Raw genomic sequence first — 22,147 nt, 5'->3', positions numbered from 1 at the left:
TGGGTTGGGTAGCATTGGTGAGGCACATTGGACAAGCCATCATTTTCAGCGACATTCACGCTTTGGCTATGCATTCGATTCTGTCCAACCACCTTTCCAATGAAACAACCTGTACTCCTGCTGCTGGCAGCCACGCTCAGCACCTTTTCAGCCAGCGCCCAGTGGAGCGCCAACTCCGCTCAGAATTTGACTATTCGTGATGTGGCTGGCACGCGGGAGGAAGTGCCCCGCATTTCGCCGGCTCCGAATGGCGGCACTTGGGTATCTTGGTTTGAAACCGTGGCCACCACCAACTACCAGATGCGGCTGCAATTGCTCGACGTGAATGGCCGGCCCCAGTTGGGCGCGGCGGGCCTGTTGGTGAGCAACCAGCCGCAGGGCACCGCCACCTTCCGCTACGACCTCAAAACCGACAACCTTGGCAATACCATCTTGGCATTTCAGGATACCCGCACGGGTGGCACCCAGTGCGTGGTGTACAAGATTTCGCCTACCGGGCAGCAGCTGTGGGGCGCTACGGGCATCCAACTGCTGGATGCGGCAGCTACCTCGGGGCTTTCGCCCGCCATCGGCATCACCACCGGCAACAACGTGGTGATTGGCTGGAATGCCAGCGGCACGGCCAGCGCTACGCGCGGCACCAGGGCCGTGCCGCTGGTGAAGCTCTCGGCCGCCGGAATCCCGCTCTGGACCACGCCCTTGGCCATTGAAGCACCCGCCCGGCGCTTCAGCCGGCCCAGCTTCGTGGCCGTGCCAGGCTCGGAAGATGTAGTGGTGCAGTACGTGGAGGAAACCGGCTCCGGCCTCGGCATTTCAACCGTGTACGCGCAACGCTACAATGCCAGCGGAGTGGCCGTGTGGGCGGCTCCGGTGCGGGTGAGCGACAAAACCATTGGCTTTGCGGCCCTTCCTGAGCCGGTGGCCGATGGCAGCGGCGGCTTTTACGTACTGCTGGGCTCCGGCAACCCGGCTAACGCCAACCTGGGCGACATGTATGCCCAGCGTATTCTGGCCGATGGCAGCCAGCCCTGGGGCACTACGGGCACTGAGGTACTGGCCGGTACGGCTACGGCCCGCATTGGCGGGGTGCTGCAATATGTGGCGGCACGCGGCGAAGTGTGGGTAGTGGTGAATGAGCTGAACAGCAACCAAAGTACCTCTGGCTTCACCGTGCAGCGCCTGAGTCCTGCTACCGGAGCCGTGCAGCTCACCACTGGCGGCGTACCCGTGCAGGCCATTAGCGCCGCCTATTATTCGGCCCAGACGATGCGCGATACCGGCACCGGCCTCATCATCACCTATACCGAAAACACCAGTGCGGTCACCCAAACGCTATCGGCTACTAAGGTTGACTACCAGGCTCAATCGGCCTTTCCCACGGGTAGCGGCAACATCATGCTCAGCAGCGTAGCCAGCGAAAAGCAGGACTACGCCACCCTCCCCTACACCAACGGGCACTTAGTAACCGTGTGGGCCGACCAGCGCGTGGACAGCGGCATTTACGCCCAAACCATTGGCGACAACGGAGCGCTGGGCACGTTGCTGGCCAGCCGTGGCGCAGTAGCCGCGCAGCCCCTGGAAATCAGCCCCAACCCCGGCGTGGCCCCGGCCCTGCGCCTCACCCTACCCTACCCGCAGCGGCTGACGGTGCAGGTGCGCGACCTAACCGGGCGCTTAGTGCATCAGCAAGCCATGCCCGCCGCTGGCGAAACTACGGTGCCGCTGGATGCCTCGGAGCTGACCGCCGGCGTGTACCTAGTGGAAACTACCGTGGCCGGCCAGCCTTGGCGCGGGCGTTGGGTGAAGCCGTAGCGATAAAAGTGGAACTCTAACTTAACCGGAATACGGCGCACTAAGGCGGCCCTGTCCAGCGAAACCCGCTCGGCAGGGCCGCCATTTTTTCAAACAATCAAGCAATGCTTCAAACTAATCAAGCGAAGGCCCACTGGTTGTAAAATCCGACATTCAGCCTACTTAGTTATTCTAATTTAAGCAGTTACCTACCCGCATTAACTACTCGCAAAATCCCGAAAACCACTTTATTGATTTGCTGGCGTATGACATCATAGCCTTACTTCGGGCAGTCTTCGGGCGCCACTAATGGAACTGAAGCTCCACCCGATGAACCGCTGCAAATCAATTCTTCTGCTGTTGGCAATAGCCCTTGGTGCACTGCCTGTTCTCAATTGTCGGGCGCAGACCTCTGAAGCCGCGCCAACGGCCGAAGTACGACCGTTTCTGGTATTTCGAGGCGGCTACACTGGTGGCCGGTTTGGTCATAGCACCGACGATTTTCGTTCTAGATTTAATCTATTTGGCAGTGCCAGCACGCGTACTGGCCTACCAGTCGAACACCGATTTGATGGTTTACTGCTGGGCGCCGATTTCGGGCAGGAATTTTACCGGCCATACCGCAACCGAACCACCACCATTACCATCGGGCTCGACCTACTGGCGGCTTCCGACCGGGTTCGTATCGGCACCGACCGCACCATCCGGCTCACGCTCGGAGCGCTTCATCCGCATTTCGAAGCAGGTTTCAATACCAAAAACTGGCAGTTTCGGGGCGGGGTGGGGCTGTTGCTGGGTCGCGTGGGCTACTACGGCTCCACTTCCAGTGGCTTTCTATCCAGTTCGACCACCGTTGATACTGCTACTGTAGTGCCTACTTTTCAAACCCGCGTGGGGTGGCGCAACTGGGTGCTAGCCGAAAACGGCTACGGCGCCAGCGGCCTGCTGGGTTTGGCCAACCCTCTGTGGCAGGTAGGTTTCGGCACCGGCTTTGGCCCTCGTAGCCCGGTGGCCGTCATCGTGGGCGCTAGCATGCCCGAGTCGGTAGCTTTTGACCAGCAGGAAAACGGCTTCGGCTATCTGCGGCTGGAAGTCACCCCGGCTACCAGTCCGTGGCGTGCCAACGGCTTTCTCACGTTTGGCACGGGGTCATACAACCGCGTGGCCTTGCAGGCATCCTATCGCCTGCCCTTGCCCAAAAAGGAGGCTGCTGTTACACCACACAGGTAGCAAGCCGCGCGAACATGCAGGCGCCCCAGCCGTTTGAGTACGGGAAGCCGTGCGCTTCCGCTCTATAACCACACCGGCTACCGCATGAAAATCCTTCTCACTGGGGCTACTGGTTACATTGGGCAGCGCCTGCTGCCGCTGCTGGCCGCTGCGGGCCACGACATCGTTTGCCTAGTGCGCGATGCCCGCCGCTTTTCATTCCCCGAAACGCTGCCTGAAGCCTTGGCCGCCCGCGTGAGCGTGGCGCAGGGCGACTTGCTCAAGCCGGAATCACTGGCCGAAGTCCCAACCGATATCGACGCGGCCTACTACTTGGTGCATTCCATGAGCGGCGGCAACAACGACTTTTTTCAGCAGGAACAGCAGTCGGCGTACAACTTCACGCAATACCTGAACACGACCACGGCCCGGCAGGTCATCTACCTCTCCGGCATTGCCAATGACCACGACCTGAGCGTGCACCTGCGTTCGCGCCGCGCCGTGGAAAACGTGCTGGCCGAAGCCACCAAAGCCAAGCTGACGGTGCTACGGGCCAGCATCATCATCGGCTCGGGCTCGGCATCGTTCGAGATTATCCGGGATTTGGTGGAGAAGCTGCCCGTGATGGTAACGCCCCGCTGGCTGAACTCGCGCTGCCAGCCCATTGGCATCCGCGACATCATGTTTTACCTAACCGAAGTGCTGGACAACGACGCCTGCTTCGGCAAGGCCTTCGATGTGGGCGGGCCCGATGTGCTCACCTACCGCCAGATGCTGCTGGGGCTAGCGGCCGAGCGCGGCTACAAGCGCTGGATTGTGACGGTGCCCGTGCTCACGCCCCGGCTGTCGTCGTGGTGGCTGTACTTAGTTACGAGTACCACTTTTTCATTGGCCCAAAGCTTGGTGGAAAGCCTGAAAAACGATACCGTGTGCGACCCCGCCCGCAGCATCAGCCAGGTTATTCCGCACGAGCCCATGAGCTACCGGGCCGCGTTGGCCCTGGCGTTCCAGCGCATCGAGCAGAACGAAGTGGTGAGTAGCTGGAGCGATGCCGTGAGCAGCGGCACTATGCGCCAGAACTACATGGACGCCATTCAAATCCCCAAAAACGGCATGTTTTTCGACCGCCAGTGCGTGCCTTTTACGCGGCCTGTGGCGGAGGTGCTGGACAACATCTGGCGCATCGGCGGCGACCGGGGCTGGTACAAAACCGACTGGCTCTGGCAGCTGCGCGGCATCATGGACAAGGCCGTGGGCGGGCCGGGCCTGCGGCGGGGCCGCCGCTCTCCTTCACGCCTCCGGGCCGGCGACCCACTCGATTTCTGGCGGGTGCTGGTGGCCGATAAACCGGGTCGGCGCCTGCTGCTCTACGCCGAAATGAAGCTACCCGGCGAAGCCTGGCTGCAGTTCCGCATTCAGGAACAGGAAGATGGTACCCATACACTGGAGCAGCTGGCCGCTTACCGCCCGCGTGGACTGGCCGGGCGCCTGTACTGGTACTCCGTATTGCCTTTTCACGGCATCATTTTCAAAGGAATGGCGAAGAACATTGTAGAGTACAAGGCGCAAGTGAGTGCGCCGGCCGTGCACGCGTAAGCAGCTATGGCGTTACGGGCGGTAAGGCTTCCGGCAGCACTTCATAGAGCTGGTATTGGCCGGTTTTTCCCTTGAGGGTGCGCTCGCAGTTGCGGTGTGTGAGCAAGCTAGGGCCGGCGGCTTTTACCACAGCTTCGGACACCAGAAATTGAGTTCCCAGGTCCTTGTTGGTGCTTTCGATGCGGCTGGCCATGTTCACGCTGTCGCCAATGGCAGCCAATTTGCGCGAGTCGCCCTGCCCGATGTGGCCCACCACCACCGGCCCGTAGTGCAGGCCTGCCCGTACCCGAAAACCGCGGCCATACATCTGCTCCAGGTAGGGATTGAGCCGGGCCATGGCCTGAAACATGCCTTGCACAGCCGCCAGGGCATCGGCCACCGCCTGCTCGGGGCGCTCCAGGCCAAAGAGCACCAGCAAGCCATCGCCCACGTAGTCAACAATGTAGCCGTGGCGCTGGCTGACAACGTCGCTCATGAGTCGGAAGTAGCGGTTCAGCACATGGATGATGTCGTAGGGCGGCAGTGCCTCGGCGAAGGGCGTGTAGTTTTCGATGTCGGTGAAGAGGATGGCCAACTGCTTTTCCTCGCCCAGGCGCTGGCCGGGGGCTTCCACGGCTTGGCGCGTCAGCTCCAAGTCGAGGGCATCGACCACGGGGCGGCGCAATGCAACGTCGCCGTGCACGGTGGTTTGGCAGGCCAGGCGCATATAGGGCGTGAGGTGCAACTTATCGGCCAGGGTTTGCTCGGCGGCGGTGCGCGGGTCGCAGTGTGCGAGGCCTTCAGTCACTACCACGCGACAAGTCGAGCATTTAGCCTGTCCGCCACAGGCGTGAACGTGCGGAATGCAGTGAGCCAGCGTAGCCTGCAAGATGGTTTGCCCGTCAATAATTGGCACGGTTTGGTGGTCGGGCAGTACGCTGAGTGAAGGCATAAACGGAGCAGCAAGGTACAAGCAATGGGTTGCGAGGCCAATAACCCGGCAGCAAGCCAGCCGGTTATCGACCTTATTACCGGCTTTTTTTAGAGTGCACTATAGCAGCCTTTTCGGTGAGTGCGCGCGCCGATGAAGCTGCTTAACCTGACCTTACTACCGCTGTTGATATGGCGCTGGCGGAGGGCAAGCTACGCTATATTATTGCAAACTAAGCCCCCATCGAGGTAGGCATAGGTGGCGAGGCTGGGCTTGCGGAAACTGTAGCAGAAAGTGCGGTAAGTATCCACGTAGCTGTTGCGCCAAGTACTACATTGCTGCATTGCTCCCGCGGCGAAGCCACAACCTTGTGCACGCTGAGCAGTGAGCCAAAAACGTCACTAACATGCTCTCTCCCGACGCCTGCACCCTGCTCACGGCCTTGCTCAGCCGAGTTCCTGGCCTCGAACCTGAGGAAATAGCTGATTTTGCCGCACGCTGGGACCAATCCGTGCTACTACGGCGCGGCGATTTTCTGGTACAGCCGGGCCAGGTAGAACAGCGGCTGTGCTTCGTGCGCAGTGGGCTGCTACGCATCTACTTCCCCATCACGCCGGGCGAAGAAACCTGTGTGGGTTTTGGGTACGCCAACTCGCTGCTGTGCTCGTTTCCGTCATTTGCCACGGGCCAGCCCTCGGAATACGCCATTCAGGCCCTGCAGCAGAGCGAATTGCTAGCCATTGGGCGGGCTGACTTTATGGAATTTATGGAGCAAAGCCCGGCCTTTTCCCGGTTCTGGCGCATGGAACTGGAGAAAGCGCTGGTGGGCCGTATGGAACACGAAATCGACCTGCTGCTGCCTGAGCCGGCCCAACGGCTGGCCCGGCTCAGGCAGCGCAGTCCGCACATTTTCCAACTGGTGCCGCGCAAATACCTGGCCTCCTACCTGCGCATGACGCCCGAGACCCTGAGCCGCCTCAAGTAGAGTACCTGGATAGTAATCAGGCCATGGAGCACCTTGCTGGGGCCGCTTGTAATTCTTGATTGTAATCAAGGTTTTGCGATGGTTGCTGGTCAGAACTTTGCCTCACCAATATACCACATTGCACCGCCTTGTTAAGCTCATGAAAAACCCTGAATTCCTCGCTGGCCTTGAGGCTGCTGTAGCTGCCCTGCGCACCACCGTCAATACTGAATTTGCCACCTTACCGCTGGCCCTACTCAACCAACGACTGGCACCTACCAGCTGGAGCATCCTCGAATGCCTGGAGCACCTGAACCGCTACAGCCGCTACTACAATGCGGCTTTTGCCGAAGCCCTGGCCCGCCGCGTTGCCGCGCCAGCCGCTGAAGTCGAAGTGGCCTACACTTGGTTGGGTCGCAAATCGGTGGAAATGATGCGGCCCACTAACACCAAAAAAAGCAGCACGCTGAAACGCCTAAACCCACTGGGCAGCGACCTGGGCCAGGAAGTACTCACCGAATTCGACCTGCATCAAACTCGCCTGCTGGAGGTGCTGGCCCAGGCCGCAACCACCGACCTCAACCGCAAGGCCGTGCCCGTCGAGTTTTTTCGGCTGCTGAAGCTGCGACTAGGTGAAGCTCTGGAATTTGTGGTAGTGCACCAGCAGCGGCACATGCAGCAGGCCCAACGCGTGCAGGCGTCGCTACGGGCCGAACTAGCCTGTTAAATCGTGTTGTCGAGGCGCATTATAATAGCCTGTACACTAAATCAGTCTACCCAAACACCGGCACTACGCGTCCTTCTTCCACCTTCAGGGCAGCGTCGTATTTCTTGCCGGTTTTGCTGGAGATGAAGCCTTTGATGACGCTGGTTTCGCCGCGCCGCAGCAACAGCTTGAGCTGTGTTTCGGTGAGCTGCTTGCCACCCCATTCGAAGGCCACCCGGAACTGGCAGTCTTCGCGGAAGCGGGAGCAGCCGTAGGCCGCCTTGCCTTTGAGCATGGTGCCCAGCTTGCACACCGGGCACGGAATCAGGCCCGAGTCGGGGGCGGCACCGGGCTTGCTCTCGGCCACTTGCAGCAGCATAGGCTGGAAGCTGGAATCGAGGCCAATGGCAGCATCAAATTTCTGCCCGTCGGCCCCGATGAAGCCTTTCATCACCGGCGTGCGGCCCTTGGCGAGCAGGGCTTTCGCTTGCGGGTCGCTCAGCTTTTTGCCGTGCATTTCGGCAGGCAGCCGGAAGGTGCAGCCCTCGCGGAAGCGCACACACCCGAAAGCCGTTTTGCCCCGTACCACGTGGCCGGTTTTGCAGGCCGGGCAGTAACCCAGGCCGTTGGCGCCGGGCAGCGTAGCTGGCCCGTGGGGCTGGGTGGGCCGACCGCCGGTCATGCCGGCGGGCATTTTGCCGGCCGCACCGTTGGCCTGGGCCTGCTGCACGGCCAGCTCGGCGCTGCCCGACGTCACCATGCGCCCACGGCCATCGTTCTTCACCTCGGCCACCATCTCCTTCACCAAGCCCGAAAGCTCGCCCAGGAAGCCTTCCGACGACAACTCACCGCGCTCAATCTGGCGCAGCTTGTGCTCCCACTGGCCCGTCAGCTCTGCCGACTTCAGCGTAGGGTTTCGAATCAGGCCAATCAACTCCACACCCGTTGGGGTAGGTACAATACGCTTCTTCTCGCGCTTGATGTAGTTGCGCTTAAACAGCGTTTCGATGATGGCGGCGCGGGTGCTGGGGCGGCCGATGCCGTTTTCCTTCATGGCCTGGCGCAGCTCCTCGTCGTCGATGTTGCGGCCGGCCGTTTCCATGCCGCGCAGCAGCGTGGCTTCGGTATAGTCCTTGGGCGGCTGGGTCATCTTGCTTTCCAGGCGCGGCTCGTGGGGGCCGCTTTCACCCTTCACAAAGTTGGGCAGTACCGTGGATACGGCCGCGTCGTCGTCCTCAGCTGCAGCACCGGCGGCCCCCGGCGCGGGCGTCGGTTTAGGAGCCGCCTGCTGAGTCGGGTCGCCGTAGACGACGCGCCAGCCGGGGTTCAGAATCTGGCGGCCGCGCACGCGGAAGGGACGCTCAGCAGCTTCAGCCAGCACCGTGGTGTTGCTCACCTCGCAATCGGGATAGAAAGCGGCAATGAAGCGGCGCGCAATGATGTCGTACACGCTGGTTTCCATGCCGCCGCCAGGGCCAGCCGCGCCCGTCGGAATAATGGCGTGGTGGTCGGTGACTTTGTTGTTATTGAAGACCTTGGGCGTCTTTGGAATCTTGGTGGCCAGCAGCGGCTTGGTCAGGGCATCGTAGCCGATGCCGCGCAGGATGCCGGGAATTTTGGCGTACTGGTCATCGGGCAGAAAGGTAGTATCGACGCGCGGGTAGCTCACCGCTTTCTTCTCGTACAGGGCCTGCACGATTTTCAGCGTGTCCTCGGCCGAGAGGCCCAGCTGGTTGTTGCACTGCACCTGCAGCGAGGTCAAATCGAACAGGCGCGGTGGGGATTCGCGGCCTTTTTTAATCTCCACATCGGTCACGCGCAACGGAGCGGGGCGTACGGCTTCCAGGGCTTCGCGGGCTTCTTCCTCAGTCACGAAATAGCCCAGGGCGCGCAGGCGCGACTTGGTATCGGGCGCCGCGTCGGCGTCCTTGGCTTTGTCGGGCGCGGCCATGTGGCTGAAGAGCGTGCCCCGGTATTCGGTTTTCAGCACCCAATACGGCTCGGGCCGAAAGTTCTGGATTTCGTGCCAGCGCTCCACCAGCAGGGCCAACGTGGGCGTTTGCACGCGGCCGATGCTCAGCAACTGCTTGTCCTGGTAAGTGGTGTATTTCAGGGTGAAGAGGCGGGTGGCGTTCAGGCCCAGCAGCCAGTCGCCCACGGCACGGCTCTTGCCCGCCTGGTAGAGCGAGTCGAACTCCTTGGCCTCGCGCAGGTTGGCAAAGCCCTGGCGAATGGCTTCTTCCGTCAGCGACGAAATCCAGAGGCGCTTCACGGGCTTGCGGCACTTGGCCTCCTGCAGCACCCAGCGCTGAATCACCTCGCCTTCTTGGCCGGCGTCACCGCAGTTTATCACTTCGGTGGCCTCGTCCACCAGCTTTTTGATGGTGTGGAATTGCTTCACTACGCCCTCGTCGCGGCGCATGAGCTTGATGCCGAACTTGTCCGGAATCATGGGCAGGTTGTGCAGGCTCCAGCGCTTCCACTCGGGCTGGTAGTCGTCGGGCTCCTTGAGCTGGCAGAAGTGGCCGAAAGTCCAGGTCACCTGGTAGCCGTTGCCCTCCATGTAGCCGTCCATGCGGCGGGTGGCACCCAGCACGTTGGCAATTTCACGGGCGACACTGGGTTTTTCGGCAATGCAAACTATCATGGACCGCAGATTAGGCAGATTTTGGGATTGAATAAGAGGCGTTGGGCGCGTGGAATCAACAAAAATACGCGGAGAAAAGGTCGTTCGCGTCGTCTGCCTTGTCCCATTTGCCCTCGACTACTTGCACCATAAGCCTCAGCTGGTGACGCGCAGCGCGGGGTCCGGCAGTTGCACCGTTCAACGGGCCTGCTCGCTGCGCTCGTCACCAGCTGACGCTTATGGCACTAGGGCTACTCATGGTCCCGGACGCAAGCGCTATCTTTTCCAATGCTATGTATCGATTAAGCAGGTTTCATTCATAGCTTTCCGAGCTCAATACCGATACGCTTCCGGTACTTAATAATCCTTCACTTATTTCCCCTTTCTCCTCCCCACCCTTTACTGTATGAAAAAACCTTTTACTGCTTTATCCAAGCTGCTGCTGCTGGCGGTGGCTGGGGCGTTTAGCCTGCCGGCCTGGGGGCAAACGTACACCCCGGTGGCCCTGACCGGCTTCACGCATGACATTATTGCCAACGGCGCCGGAGCCGTGAGCACCACCACCACAGCCGATATCGACGGCGCGGCGGCCACCGGCGGCACCGGCTACACCCTGATGGCACAGGACTACGTAGGGCCCGCCGGCCAGGTGCCCAACACCACTACATACCCGGCCACCACCCACCCAGCCCTGGAAAACAGTGGGCTGATTACCAGCGCACTCAATAGCGCTATTACGTACCAGCTGGCTTCGTATTCGGCCAATAATGCTTTGCGGCTGTACGGGGCGGCGGCTTCGGGTACGCTCTCGTTTGCGACGCCCAGCGCGGCGTCGGAGCTGTATGTGATTGGTACCTCGGGCAATGCGAACAGCGTGCTGGACATCACCGTCAACTTTGCTGATGGCACCACGCAGGTATTTACCGGCCAGACCATTGCCGACTGGTTTGCCAGCGGCCAGACCAACGTAGTGCGCGAAAAGCTGGGCCGCGTAAGCCGCGGCGACAACAGCGTGCAATACACTGGCTCGCCCATAGTGGGTCCGCGCTTCTACCAATTGAAACTGGTGCTGAATCCGGCCAATGTGGCAAAGAATATTACGGGCCTCACGTTCACGAAGCCGCTGGCAGCTGGCAACACCGTGCTGCTGGCCGTGACGGCCGGCGTGCTCCCAATATGCGCAGCCGCTCCGACGGGTCTGACCACTGCGGCCACGACTACCAGCGGTGGCACCACGGCCCTGACTACGGCCTGCTCCTCAACCAATATTTACCTGTCGCTGGGCAGCCTGACCAACCTGGCGGGCTATACTTACCAGTGGCAGTCGTCGCCGAACGGCACGACCTGGACGAACATTAGTGGGGCCACGAGCTCCACGTATACGGCCACCGGCCAAACGGCTGCCACGTATTACCGTGCCCTCGTGACCTGCCTGTTTGACGGGGCGGGTGGCACGGCCACGCCTTCGGCCGCGGTGCAGATTGGGCAAAGCGCAGTGACGGACTGCTACTGCGTGCCAGCCGCCCATACCAGCACGAGCACCAGCTATTCAAACGTGACCAACGTGTCGCTCCCCGGCGATGGCGGCGTTACGCTGACCAATGCGCCGGGTATTATCACCAGCACTTCAGCCGGTTATGTATCGGCCAATTACGCCGTGTACCCGGCCAGCACCACTACGGCTACGCTGACGGCCAACGCCAACTACACCCTGACGGTGCAGGTGCCGTCGAACACCCGCGCCTCGGTCTGGATAGACTATGACCGCAATGGCACCTTCGATGCCAGTGAATTTACCCTACTGCGCACCGGCACGGCCCTCTACGGCACAGCCACGACCAACAACCTAACCGCCACTATCACGCCGCCCATCACGGCCCTTAGCGGCTCGACCCGGATGCGCATCCGCACCGATTATTACCTGAACGCCGTCATTAACACCTCGGCCGGAGCCTGCTCGACCACGCAGTACGGCGAGGTGCTGGACTACTTCGTCAGCATTGCACCGGCAACGGCCTGCGCGGGCACGCCCCCGGCCATCACAGTGGCGGCTTCGGCCAGTACGGCCTGCGGCGGCACGGCGTTCACGCTTACGGCAACCGGCGTAGCGGCGGGCATCACCGGCCTCTCGTACCAGTTTCAGAGCAGCACGGCCGGCACCAATACCTTCGCCAACCTGGGCGCGGCGCAAGCCACCAATACTTACTCCGTGGCCAGCCAGACGGCCGCTACCGATTACCGCGTGATTGTGACCTGCACGGCCAGCGGCCAGTCGGCGACGTCCAACGTAGTGGCCGTGGCTCAAAGCCCCTTCCTGAACTGCTATTGCACGCCGGTGACGTCAGGCACTGGCAGCGACGGCATCACCAACGTGACGCTGGGCACCTTGGTCAGCGCCTCTTCGGCCACCAACGCGTCGCCATATTATACCGATTATTCGGCCGCGCAAACCGCGGGCACACTCCAGATTCCGGCCTTGTTCCAGGGCGGCACGACTTCGGTTTCGGTGACGATGGGCTCCGATGGCACCCAATACAGCGGCGTGTGGATTGACTTCGACCACAGCGGCACTTTCGACACCAGCGAGTTTTTCACGCTGGGCACCAATGCGGGGGCCAGCGGCACGTCCATCATCCCGGTCACCATTCCGGCCGGAGCCCTGACGGGCCAGACCAAGATGCGCGTGCGCGGCGGCAACGATGTCGTGCTGCTCAATTCGCAGTCGTGTACTGCAGCTTCCAGTTCTTCCAACTATGGCGAAGTAGAGGACTACCTCGTGACCATCGTGGCCCCGGTAGCATGCACGGGCACGCCGCCCACGGCCATGGCCACTACTACGGCCGCTACGGTGTGCGGCGGCACGGCCTTCACGCTGAATGCAACCGGCATCGCAGCCGGCACTACAGGTCTTTCTTACCAGTGGCAGAGCAGCCCGGCCGGTGCTAACACCTTCGCCAACCTGGGCGCGGCGCAGGCCACGGCCGGCTATTCCGTGGCCAGCCAGACGGCTGCTACCGACTACCGGGTGATTGTGACCTGCACGGCCAGCGGCCAGTCGGCGACGTCCAGCGTGGTGGCCGTGGCGCAGAATTCGTTCCTGACCTGTTACTGCACGGTGGTGAGCACCGGCACCAATGAGTACATCAAGAGCGTGAGCCTGCCGGGCACCCCCGGCTTCACCAACGCCACTAATGTCAACTCGACCAACGGCTATGGCGACTTTACGGCCAGCGCCACCAACACCACAACCCTCGTGCAGGGCGTTACCTATACAAACGGCATCAGCGTAATCGTGCGCTCGAACAACGCCAACTCGCAGGGCGGCCTGTGGATTGACTACGACCACAGCGGCACCTTCGACGCCTCGGAATACACCCTCATCGGCACGTCCAGCCTCACGGCTACCGATGTTACGTTCCCGGTGACGCTGACCGTGCCCGCCACGGCCCTGCCGGGTCAGACCCGGATGCGGGTGCGCTGGCGCAACAGCATCTTCGCCGCCACCGACGCCTGCGTGTCGGGCAGCACCACCTGGTACGGCGAAACCGAAGACTACACCGTTACCATCGCGGGTTGCACGGCCACCACGGCCAGCTTCAGCTACGGCACGGCGGCCACCTACTGCGTAAGCGGCGCGACCAGCCCAGCTATTGTGCTGGGCACCGGAGCCACGGCTGGTACGTTCTCCTCCACCGCAGGCCTGACCATTGACGCCACTACCGGCGCCATCACGCTGGCTTCGTCGACGCCTGGCACCTACACCGTGACCAACACCGTACCGACCAGTAGCACCCTGTGCGGCTCGACGGCCACCACGACCGTTACCATCACGGCGGCCCCCACGGCCGACTTCTCCTACGCGGCCACTTCGTACTGCGTGAGCGGTGCCACCAATCCTGCTGCCACCCTCAGCACGGGCGCTACGGCCGGTGCATTCTCTTCGACTACGGGCCTGACCATTGACGCCACTACCGGCGCCATCACGCTGGCCTCGTCGACGCCTGGCACCTACACCGTGACCAATACAGTGGCCGCCGCCAACGGCTGCGCCGCCGTGACGAGCACAGCCAGCGTGACCATCACGGCCGCCCCAACGGCCGCCTTCACTTACCCGACGGCGACGACCTGCGCGGGCAGCACCACCTCGCTCACGCCCGCCCTGGGCACGGGTGCCACCGCTGGCACCTACTCGCTACCGGCTGCTACCGGCCTCTCGGTCGATGCTGCTACCGGTGTCGTGACGGTGGGCGCAACCGCCACGGCTGGTACTTACACCGTGACCAACACCGTAGCAGCCGCCAACGGCTGCGCGGCTGCCACAAGCACCGCTACGTTCACGCTCTCGGCGCCGACTACGGCCACCTTCACTTACCCATCCGCTACTTTCTGCCTAAGCGGCATTGTTCCGCCCACGCCTACCATCACGGGCACGGCGGGCGGTACGTTCTCCTCGACCACAGGCCTGGTTATTAACCCCAACACCGGCGTTATCAGCCTGGGCAGCAGCACGGCCGGCACCTACACCGTGACCTACACCGTGAGCGGGACCTGTGGCAGCAGCAGCACCCAGAGTGTGACCATTACGACGGCTCCCACGGCCGCCTTCAGCTACGCTACGCCAGGTATTGGTGCGGCTTGTGCAGGCGGCACGGGCAGGTTCACGCCCACCATCACGGGCACAACGGGCACGTTCTCAGTGGCCCCAACGGGCCTGACGGTGAACGCTACGACGGGCGCTATCAGCCTGACGGGCGCGACGGCCGGCACCTACACCATCACCAACACGGTGGCGGCCAGCGGGGGCTGCGCGGCCGTTACCAGCACGGCTACCTTCACGGTGAACCCGCTGCCGGCGACGCCCACACTCACGCTCTCGGGTACTCCGGCCACGGGCATCACGCTCACCTCGTCGGCCACTTCGGGCAACCAGTTTTACCTGAACAACGCCATCATTCCCGGTGCTACGGGCTCGACTTACGTCATTAACTCGGGTACGCGCAATGGCTCGTACACCGTGCAGGTGACGAATGCGAGCGGCTGCACAGCCACTTCGGCCCCTGTGTCGGTGGTGGTGACAGCTACCTCGGCGGCGCAGGCGGGCACGGCCCTCACCGTGTACCCCAACCCCACCCCCGATGGCCACCTGCTGCTGGAGTTCACCGGCTACCGCGAATCGGTTTCGGTGCGCGTGCTCAATGCCGTGGGGCAGCGGGTGTACGAAGGCACCATTGCCGGCAGTGCCCTGAGCCAGAAGCAGGCCCTCAACCTGAGCACCCTGCCCAGCGGCGTATACATCCTGCAAGCCCGCACCGCCAGCGGCAGTATGGAAGTCCGCCGCATCGTGCGCAACTAGCGCCGGGTTCAGAGTTTGTTTAATAGGAAAGCCTGCCGCATTGCGCGGCAGGCTTTCTTTGTTATGGGGCTGTTCAGGAAGCTGCGAGCCCGCCCTGGTCCCAGGCATCAATCTCGGCTGCCAGGTTGCGGCGGGCGGCGGCATCCAGCTCGGCGCGCAGCTGCGGGGTGCGGAACAAGACGGGCGCGGCCAGCATTTTGGCCAGCACCTTGCGACGGCCGGGGCAGTATAGCAGGTCGGGCACGAGGCGGTATTCCTCGCGGACGTGGCGGGCGTAGGCCCAGTATTCGGCCTCGGGGGCGCCGAGAATGCTCAGGTCGGCATCGAGGAAGTAGAGCAGGTCGGCATCGTCGGGCGGCTGGGGCTGGGTGTGGTCGGCGGTGCGCTCGATGAGGAAGGCCACGCGCTGCTGCCGGGCCGGCTCCAGGGCCGAGTCTTTAAGAAACGCCAGGGCCTCGGCGGCGCTACGGGCTTCGTTGTCGGACTTCAGGGCGTTGTACACCACGTCGTGAAACCAGACAGCTAGCTGCACCACTTCGGGGTCCTGCAAGTTGGCGGCCTCTACCCTATTCAGCAGGTTTTCGATGTGCTGCAAGTTGTGGTAGTGGCGCGTGGGGGCCTGGTAGGCAGCGGTCAGGCGTTGGAATTCAGCCTCGCGCCGGGCGGCATCGGGCACGAGCGGGGTGGTGAGGCGGTGCCAGCGGGCGGCGAGGGTATCGGGCATAAGCATTGGCGTGGAATAAGGACACAAGTAAAACCAGAAGCGCATCACTAATGGGCATAACGCGCGCCGACTAGGTAGCAAACAAGGAATCTGGGGCGGTTATCCCGTTACTTTCGGCTGTAAAGATTCTATTAAACGACAACAATTCTCTTTTACTGATGGGCCTCTACATTCTTTCTTATGGCGTTGAGCTAGCCAAGCTAAAGCAGGCGTTTGCCTCCCAGGATGCCGCCCTACTTGAGGCAGTTTGCGCTTCGGACACCTTTGAGTCCTACGCATCGCAAGACTTTCCCGGGGCGGTGCCCACGGGGGAAGCCCTTCGGCAAATCATTTTTGGCGAGCCGTACAACGTGCAGTCGGGCCATTCTTATGGCTACGCGCTCATTTGCTTGTGCAGCTATTTAGGTATCGACTTAAATGGCCATACGGACTTAAAACTTGGCTACGTAACCGATTTGATTGATGATTACCTGGCTGATGACTTTGACATCACGGGCATCGCCTGCGCGGAAGACCTGCTGGCAGAGGACCTGAACCTGGGCTTGCCGCCGGTGGCGGACTTCCCGGATTCGGGCGTTTTGCTTGCTGCTGAAATTGAGCGACTGCACCAGGAATTAGCCAATATTGCCATCACCGATGAGGAAGTGGAAGCCTTGCTGGCGGGAGACGCAGAGCAGGAAGAACGGGGCATCGCCTACGAAGGCATCAAGGCGCTTAAAGACCGGATTGACTACTGTCATCGCCATAAGCTGGCGCTGATATCCTTTTGTCATTGATGCCCACAGCAGTCGCTGGCAGCGGTTGTAGTACGGAAAGCAGCCCAGCTGGCGTACGCCTACGACGCGCGTCGGCCGGGGCCCTGCTACTCCAGCCATGCCAGCAACTGCTGCCGCAGCTTGCTGGAATAGCGCCGCTCCACCAGCACGTGCAGCCCATACGCCGCCACCAGCAGCGCCCCGAGCAGGCCGGCGAGCAGCACGTATTTATTCACTTGGCTGCCCAGGCGCTGCAAGACCACAAACCCCAAGTTGTGGTGCAGCAGGTAGATGGGGTAACTGAGGGCGCCGGCCCAGGCCAGCCACCGGGCCGGGCGCAGCCGGAGCCAGCCGTGGCTAAGGAGCAGGAAGAACACGAAGCCGCCCGTGAGCACCGTCCACGTCACGGGCAGCGAGAAGGCTTCGTGAAAAAACGGCTCCATGTCGGCCGAAATGGCGCGGCCGGCCCGCAGGCTCTCGGCGTAGGTGGCCAGCAGCAGCAGGTAGCCCTTCCAGGAAGCCGCCTGTCGGGTTTGAATCAGGAAAAACACCATGCCGGCCATGAAGAAGGGCGCGTAGCGCGGAATCAGCAGCTGCACCAGCGGCTGCGGCACCTCCGATGGCCCCACCAGCGCGCAGTAGCCCAGCCAGCCCCAGAGAAAGGGCACGAGGTGGCGCTGCATCCAGCCGAAGCCGATGAGCAGCGCGATGAGCAAGTAGAAGCTGATTTCGCAGCCCAGCGTCCAGTACACGCCGTCGAGGTTGGGCCGGCCGAAGAAGCTTTGCAGCATGGTCAGGTTGTAGGCGTAGTCGGACACGGTGGCATATTTCAGCGCCGACCACACGCCCGGCTCCACCGGTGGGGCCCACAGCCGCACTACCCCGAAGGTGAGCGTGCACGCCACCCAGTAGGCCGGGTATAGCCGGGCCACCCGCGACACAAAAAACTGCCTCACCGTCTTGCCCTGGGCCGACAGCAGCACCACGTAGCCGCTGATGACGAAGAATACCTCGACCCCCAGGTAGCCGTACTTGAATACACGCCCCAGCGCCGGGTAGTCCACCGGGCTGGCGTGCTCGGCGTGGTAGCCCCGGTAGGCTACGTGGTAGAGCACCACCGCCAGGGCCGCCACTAGCCGCAGCAGGTCGATGGCGTGCTGGCGCGGGGGAGCCTGATGGGCATCTACCTGCTGGATAGCATCCTCGCGATGGGCGGAAGCCGGCACGGCCGGCGCGACGAAGCGGTGCCCGTGGGCGGGAAGGGCATTCATGGTCGCAAATAAACGGGGTATTTACGGCTGGGACGTGCGCGAGGCGGCGCTCGGGTTGGCCATAAACTAACGGGCCACTAGGCCTGCGCCCACCTCCCGCGCTACTGCACAGGCTTTTTTGCCCACTGCGCGTGGTAGATGTTTTTCACCTTCGTTTTGAAGGCTTCGTTGAACACTTCTTTGGCCGGGCCACCGGTAGCTAAGTCGTATACCAGAAGGACGTCGGTATCGTTTTCATCGAACTTCTGGTTATGGTTGGTATCGGCGGTGGCTTGCAGCAGAATCTTATTGGTGGCCAGAAGCAGCTGCCAGCTATGCACGTTGTAGGTATCGGGCGATACCTGCCGGAAGCCGTTCCCAGCTTTGTCGGAAATGAACAGGTAGTTAGGGTCGTCGCGGGTGAGTTCGCCGTCGTGGTTGAAATCGAGGGTGCGAACAGAATAGTACAGCAGCTTATCTACCTGCGTGAAGCTGCCACGCACATACTCGGCAAATGCCGCCGCCGACATGCTGGTGACTTTATCGTCCGACGACTTGGGTTCGTAACTGTAAATCACCATGCGCCGGGTAGAATCCAGCAGGTGAGAGGTACCGTTGGTAGGATTATAAAAGGCCAGGTTCCAGTACTTGTCCACTTCATAGCGGCTGCTACTGCTGTATTCCGATTCCTCTTCCACCACATCTTTGCCCAGCACCAACGGATAGAGCACGTAGGCAGAGCTATCGATTTGTTCGGGTGCACCGTAAGCCAGCTTCAGCTGCGCAATTTGCGCTTTTTGCTGCGCGGCCGTGAGCGGCTTAGTAGGAGCGGCAGGCGTTTCGGGCGTGGTGCTGCAGGCAGCCAAGATGGTGGCAACCCCAGCCAGGGAAGCAAGGAAAGGAAGATTCATGCGGGAAATATACTGACCACAACAGCTAGCTCAGTGAGGCCGGTAGTGTGCAGTGGCGAGGCCTTGTTTACTGTCGGGTCAGCGCGTCCCCGGCGGTGTGGAAATATGTTGGCTGCAGCCGGCGCTTGACGTAGCGCGGCAGCTGGTGGGCCGCCAACGCAGCCACAGCCTGTTCTTCCCGCTTAGAACTCCAAATGCTGGGGACGAATAACTCAATCCCCACTATTGCCCCGGTTGCCACCCCGATGAGGGTAGCCATAATGGGCCGGCCATCGATACCGGCGCCAAAGCCCACGCTATGGGGCGGGGCCGGCTGGTTGAGCGCAACGACCATGCCGGTGACGCCCGCCAGCGCGGTGCCGCCCACCACGTACTGGCGAGTCTTCCGCTTCGCGGCAAATAGCTGCCGAACCGCCGCCACGGAATCGGGGGCTGCACCCGCAGGCAAGGAGGCCATCGGGACCACGGCCAACGTATCCTGTGCCTTGGCAGCTAGGCTACACAGCACCAAAACGAGCAAAATAATTTGTGAACGCATGAGGAATCAGGAGCGAAGGATTGTGCAGCAAAGGACTACCTCCGCCAGCCAACCAACAAATGACTGCTCAACGGCCAAATGTCCTTTATGCTACCTTTATCTTTCTGATTATAAACGCTGTTTAGCACCATTCTCGGTTAGGCCCGCGTCCGCTGTCTGCCTAATTATTTTGCTTGGCACCGGTTCCCGGTTAGTGGCCATTTACTGGTCCGACGGTGCAGTTGTCCGACGGTTGTCGTTGCCCGGCGGCCGGAGCGGCGCTTGTCTAATTAACCCATAAATTGACCGTGTACTCAACTTCCCAACCACGGGCAGTGTGCTTCATAAAAATGATATCGCCACAGCCCGCAAGTCCGTCTTGCCGCTCTGGAGGGCCAATTGCGGTCCGCACTACTGCTTCTGGAACGGGCGTCTCTTTCCAACGCAGGATAAGCTAGCCTTCCGGGATAGTAGCAGAAAGTCCTGACTTTTCGCCTATAGTCCGGCCACTAACAAACAAGGCGGGACGCATCTGCCGAAGCGCCCCGCCTGCCCATTGGCCAATTTCGAAATCAGCTAGTAGATGCGGTAAAACAACGTTTTGCCGTTGCCCGAGCCACCGCTGCCGGTGGTGGTGATGTGGCCGGTGTTGCCGTTGCCGTCGTAGCCGCTGGCTTTGTTGTTGCTGGAGGTGCAGCCCGTCACGGTATGGGGGATGTTTTGACCGGCGCTGCCCAGCTTGAAGCCGTTGCCGTCGCCGTTGCCCCCGTAGCCGTTGTTGGTGGCCGTGCAGTTGGTGATTTTCACGGTGGCGGGCTGGCCGTAGAGGTCCCAGCCATCGTCGGAGTTGTGGTTGGCCGTGCAGTGGTCAAACTTGTTGTTGGCCCCGGCCGAGAGCTTGCAGGCAAAGCCGTCGGCATTTTCGCCGTTGTTGGCCGTGTCAAAATTCTCGGTGGAGGTGCAGTAGGTGATGTTGCAGTCGTGGGCACCATTGTACACCTGCAGGCCCGAGTCTTTGTTGGCCGTGGTGGTCACGTTGTTGGTGTAGTTATAGCCGCCTATCTGGAAGACCAGGCCGCAGTCGGGCGCGTTCTTGATGGTCATGTTGGTGATGTTCCAGTAGCTGCCGTTCACCTTCACGCCCCAGCCCGAAGCAATGCCCGAGCAGTTGAGCGTGCCCCCGGTGAAGTTGATTTTAGCGCTGGCGGTGCCACTGCGCAGCAATTGCAGCGTGCTGGTCAGGTTGATGGTGCCGCTGATGGTGATGACGTCGCCGGGATTGGCCGCGGCAATGGCGTTTTTGAGGGCCGTTTCGGTGGTCACCGTTGTGCTCACGTTGGCGGTAGCCGGGGCAGCGGCAATGGGGGCCCCGGCCGAGGTGGGGTCGTTGGCTTTGGAGCAGGCAGCCAGGGCGGCGGCCAGCAATAGCAAGGCGGGAATTTTGTTCATGGAGCGTGGTTTGGTTGGTGGTGGAAAGCGTCGACCAATTGGCCAATTGGATAACTAAACCTAGACTTTTCCGCCGCCCCAACAAGCTATTTATCAGGATTAAACTGCGCAATCGATGCCGGCATCGTTACCGGCATCGATTGCATACAAATAGCGCGATTTTTGCTTTCATCCTTAGCTATGAATCAAGTCCTTTGACATAATGGCAAAATTCAGGCGATTTCTTGTTTGTGCTGTGCCAGCACTAGCCTGCCTCTTTTCACCCCGCCTCCAAAGCCACGGGCCGCATTACAACCAGCCCTTTACTCAGCCGTAGACCTGCGGGTACCTCTCCTGAATTACCATGTCCCGAACCGTCGTAGGCTTATTCAACCACGTTTCCGAAGCCCAACAGGTCATCGAGCAGCTGCTCGCTGCCGGCTTCCAGCGCAGCAGCCTCAACCTGGCCACCCCTGATACGCTCCGCGCCGAGCACCTGCCCACCACCCAAGCAGAGCCACCTACCGAGCACTTGGGCACCGGCTTCATCCGCTTTTTCACCGACCTGTTTGCGGGCAATGAAAACGCCGACGCGGCTCAAGCTCACATTGCCGCCACCCACGCCGATAGCGCCGTCATCACCGTAACCGCTGCTACTGAAGAAGACGCCGACCGCGCCCGTCAGCTGCTGGACCAGCACGGCGCCGTAGATGTGTACAAGCAAGCCGCCCCCGCCGCCATCAGTCCTGGCGATGACATCGTAGACCTGGAAGGCAGCCTCAGCCGCGTGCGGGATGATGACGGGCTGGACTCAAACGGCCTAACCACGCACTGACGGCAAGTTTGCGTCACCGCTGCTCAAGGCAGCGTGGGCCAGCCCAAGGCGGGCGCCGTCTGCACGGTATCGGGTACTACTTCACCAGTGCACTGGCTCAAGCTGTGGTCGGCCAGTGCAAAAGTGATGTAGAAGCGGATGCCAATGGGTGGGCAGGCCCGGGACTGGCAAGTGGTCGTGCCCTCGTAAGACTGGCTCCGGACACGGTAGCGATACTCATACACCGGTCCCTTTTTGCGTGCCGAATGCCGGTACACTTCGCCAATGGTATAGCGCGACGCATCGGGGCGCAGCTGGTAGTCCAGCTGGTAGCGCACGTGCGCTATGCTGTAGCCGAAAAAGCCTGTGATTCCCGCGCCAGCCAGAAACGAGAGCATTCCCTTCCAGTCGCTGCTTCTTTCCTTTGCAGCTTTCTTTGTGGAGGTGGGCAGGTGCCGGCCCCGATACAGGCCAACCGCCGCGGCCACGGCCAACACCGCAAACCCAGCCATGGTCAGCAGGCAGAAAGCTTCGCCTCCTGTCAGCCCGGTACTTCGAACATACTCCACAAAGGATAGCTCCGCCATAACGTC

General features: G+C 61.4%; 16 protein-coding genes. 8 read left to right on the top strand and 8 right to left on the bottom strand.

The features are described 5' to 3' along the window. The first annotated feature begins 99 nt into the window (after nucleotides 1-99). The 3 genes from J4E00_RS07460 (at nucleotide 100) to J4E00_RS07450 (ending at nucleotide 4,596) form a co-directional block, all read left to right on the top strand. Nucleotides 100-1,812, top strand: a complete 1,713-nt coding sequence (locus tag J4E00_RS07460; RefSeq protein ID WP_208174516.1) for a T9SS type A sorting domain-containing protein — start codon at nucleotides 100-102, stop codon at nucleotides 1,810-1,812. Between the two features lie 339 nt (nucleotides 1,813-2,151). After that, nucleotides 2,152-3,021 carry a hypothetical protein gene (locus tag J4E00_RS07455; protein ID WP_208174515.1) on the top strand — a complete coding sequence of 290 codons (870 nt, stop codon included), beginning with the start codon at nucleotides 2,152-2,154 and terminating at the stop codon, nucleotides 3,019-3,021. An 84-nt stretch (nucleotides 3,022-3,105) separates the two neighbouring features. Further along, nucleotides 3,106-4,596 (top strand): SDR family oxidoreductase, encoded by a 1,491-nt coding sequence (locus J4E00_RS07450; RefSeq protein ID WP_208174514.1) that lies wholly within the window; start codon nucleotides 3,106-3,108, stop codon nucleotides 4,594-4,596. A 4-nt stretch (nucleotides 4,597-4,600) separates the two neighbouring features. Here J4E00_RS07450 and J4E00_RS07445 read toward each other — a convergent pair whose 3' ends face one another. After that, nucleotides 4,601-5,527, bottom strand: a complete 927-nt coding sequence (locus tag J4E00_RS07445; protein ID WP_208174513.1) for an adenylate/guanylate cyclase domain-containing protein — start codon at nucleotides 5,525-5,527, stop codon at nucleotides 4,601-4,603. Nucleotides 5,528-5,912: 385 nt separating this feature from the next. On the opposite strand from J4E00_RS07445, the gene J4E00_RS07440 reads away from it, so the two are divergent. Beyond that, complete coding sequence (locus J4E00_RS07440; RefSeq protein ID WP_208174512.1) at nucleotides 5,913-6,491, top strand: Crp/Fnr family transcriptional regulator; 579 nt, start codon at nucleotides 5,913-5,915, stop codon at nucleotides 6,489-6,491. A 139-nt stretch (nucleotides 6,492-6,630) separates the two neighbouring features. Further along, on the top strand, nucleotides 6,631-7,197 hold the full coding sequence (locus J4E00_RS07435; RefSeq protein WP_208174511.1) for a DinB family protein: 567 nt from the start codon (nucleotides 6,631-6,633) through the stop codon (nucleotides 7,195-7,197). Nucleotides 7,198-7,243: 46 nt separating this feature from the next. Here J4E00_RS07435 and J4E00_RS07430 read toward each other — a convergent pair whose 3' ends face one another. After that, nucleotides 7,244-9,823, bottom strand: coding sequence for a type IA DNA topoisomerase (locus J4E00_RS07430; RefSeq protein ID WP_208174510.1), 2,580 nt, complete (start codon nucleotides 9,821-9,823; stop codon nucleotides 7,244-7,246). A 385-nt stretch (nucleotides 9,824-10,208) separates the two neighbouring features. Here J4E00_RS07430 and J4E00_RS07425 point away from each other — a divergent pair, with 385 nt between their 5' ends. Continuing rightward, nucleotides 10,209-15,155 carry a GEVED domain-containing protein gene (locus J4E00_RS07425; protein WP_208174509.1) on the top strand — a complete coding sequence of 1,649 codons (4,947 nt, stop codon included), beginning with the start codon at nucleotides 10,209-10,211 and terminating at the stop codon, nucleotides 15,153-15,155. Between the two features lie 73 nt (nucleotides 15,156-15,228). Here the strand turns inward: J4E00_RS07425 and J4E00_RS07420 are convergent, their stop codons facing one another. Continuing rightward, entirely contained in the window at nucleotides 15,229-15,879 is a 651-nt protein-coding gene (locus J4E00_RS07420) for a hypothetical protein (protein ID WP_208174508.1), read from the bottom strand. A 158-nt stretch (nucleotides 15,880-16,037) separates the two neighbouring features. On the opposite strand from J4E00_RS07420, the gene J4E00_RS07415 reads away from it, so the two are divergent. After that, the gene (locus tag J4E00_RS07415) at nucleotides 16,038-16,655 is read left to right on the top strand and encodes a hypothetical protein (protein ID WP_208174507.1); all 618 of its coding nucleotides are present in this window, start codon (nucleotides 16,038-16,040) and stop codon (nucleotides 16,653-16,655) included. A gap of 86 nt (nucleotides 16,656-16,741) precedes the next feature. Here the strand turns inward: J4E00_RS07415 and J4E00_RS07410 are convergent, their stop codons facing one another. The 4 genes from J4E00_RS07410 to J4E00_RS07395 form a co-directional block, all read right to left on the bottom strand. Continuing rightward, a complete protein-coding gene (locus J4E00_RS07410; RefSeq protein WP_208174506.1) occupies nucleotides 16,742-17,905 on the bottom strand; it encodes an acyltransferase family protein in 1,164 nt (387 codons plus the stop codon). 101 nt (nucleotides 17,906-18,006) lie between these two features. Further along, on the bottom strand, nucleotides 18,007-18,795 hold the full coding sequence (locus J4E00_RS07405; RefSeq protein ID WP_208174505.1) for a hypothetical protein: 789 nt from the start codon (nucleotides 18,793-18,795) through the stop codon (nucleotides 18,007-18,009). 67 nt (nucleotides 18,796-18,862) lie between these two features. After that, the gene (locus J4E00_RS07400; RefSeq protein WP_208174504.1) at nucleotides 18,863-19,333 is read right to left on the bottom strand and encodes a hypothetical protein; all 471 of its coding nucleotides are present in this window, start codon (nucleotides 19,331-19,333) and stop codon (nucleotides 18,863-18,865) included. A 555-nt stretch (nucleotides 19,334-19,888) separates the two neighbouring features. After that, on the bottom strand, nucleotides 19,889-20,761 hold the full coding sequence (locus tag J4E00_RS07395; protein ID WP_208174503.1) for a right-handed parallel beta-helix repeat-containing protein: 873 nt from the start codon (nucleotides 20,759-20,761) through the stop codon (nucleotides 19,889-19,891). Nucleotides 20,762-21,104: 343 nt separating this feature from the next. Here J4E00_RS07395 and J4E00_RS07390 point away from each other — a divergent pair, with 343 nt between their 5' ends. Beyond that, on the top strand, nucleotides 21,105-21,575 hold the full coding sequence (locus tag J4E00_RS07390; RefSeq protein WP_208174502.1) for a hypothetical protein: 471 nt from the start codon (nucleotides 21,105-21,107) through the stop codon (nucleotides 21,573-21,575). Nucleotides 21,576-21,598: 23 nt separating this feature from the next. Here J4E00_RS07390 and J4E00_RS07385 read toward each other — a convergent pair whose 3' ends face one another. Beyond that, on the bottom strand, nucleotides 21,599-22,141 hold the full coding sequence (locus J4E00_RS07385) for a hypothetical protein (RefSeq protein ID WP_208174501.1): 543 nt from the start codon (nucleotides 22,139-22,141) through the stop codon (nucleotides 21,599-21,601). Between the last annotated feature and the right edge of the window lie 6 nt (nucleotides 22,142-22,147).

The sequence above is a fragment of the Hymenobacter negativus genome, from assembly GCF_017571495.1.
GTDB classification, from domain to species: Bacteria; Bacteroidota; Bacteroidia; order Cytophagales; family Hymenobacteraceae; genus Hymenobacter; species Hymenobacter negativus.
Note: the sequence above shows the minus strand (reverse complement) of the source record. Positions and strands in the feature narration are given on the sequence as shown.

Bases quoted from the DNA above. Each gene is read 5' to 3' on its own strand.
- J4E00_RS07435 (WP_208174511.1), top strand. From the start codon at position 6,631: ATGAAAAACCCTGAATTCCTCGCTGGCCTTGAGGCTGCTGTAGCTGCC.
- J4E00_RS07440 (WP_208174512.1), top strand. From the start codon at position 5,913: ATGCTCTCTCCCGACGCCTGCACCCTGCTCACGGCCTTGCTCAGCCGA.
- J4E00_RS07410 (WP_208174506.1), bottom strand. From the start codon at position 17,905: ATGAATGCCCTTCCCGCCCACGGGCACCGCTTCGTCGCGCCGGCCGTG.
- J4E00_RS07460 (WP_208174516.1), top strand. From the start codon at position 100: ATGAAACAACCTGTACTCCTGCTGCTGGCAGCCACGCTCAGCACCTTT.
- J4E00_RS07415 (WP_208174507.1), top strand. From the start codon at position 16,038: ATGGGCCTCTACATTCTTTCTTATGGCGTTGAGCTAGCCAAGCTAAAG.
- J4E00_RS07395 (WP_208174503.1), bottom strand. From the start codon at position 20,761: ATGAACAAAATTCCCGCCTTGCTATTGCTGGCCGCCGCCCTGGCTGCC.
- J4E00_RS07400 (WP_208174504.1), bottom strand. From the start codon at position 19,333: ATGCGTTCACAAATTATTTTGCTCGTTTTGGTGCTGTGTAGCCTAGCT.
- J4E00_RS07390 (WP_208174502.1), top strand. From the start codon at position 21,105: ATGTCCCGAACCGTCGTAGGCTTATTCAACCACGTTTCCGAAGCCCAA.
- J4E00_RS07450 (WP_208174514.1), top strand. From the start codon at position 3,106: ATGAAAATCCTTCTCACTGGGGCTACTGGTTACATTGGGCAGCGCCTG.
- J4E00_RS07405 (WP_208174505.1), bottom strand. From the start codon at position 18,795: ATGAATCTTCCTTTCCTTGCTTCCCTGGCTGGGGTTGCCACCATCTTG.
- J4E00_RS07445 (WP_208174513.1), bottom strand. From the start codon at position 5,527: ATGCCTTCACTCAGCGTACTGCCCGACCACCAAACCGTGCCAATTATT.
- J4E00_RS07385 (WP_208174501.1), bottom strand. From the start codon at position 22,141: ATGGCGGAGCTATCCTTTGTGGAGTATGTTCGAAGTACCGGGCTGACA.
- J4E00_RS07425 (WP_208174509.1), top strand. From the start codon at position 10,209: ATGAAAAAACCTTTTACTGCTTTATCCAAGCTGCTGCTGCTGGCGGTG.
- J4E00_RS07430 (WP_208174510.1), bottom strand. From the start codon at position 9,823: ATGATAGTTTGCATTGCCGAAAAACCCAGTGTCGCCCGTGAAATTGCC.
- J4E00_RS07420 (WP_208174508.1), bottom strand. From the start codon at position 15,879: ATGCCCGATACCCTCGCCGCCCGCTGGCACCGCCTCACCACCCCGCTC.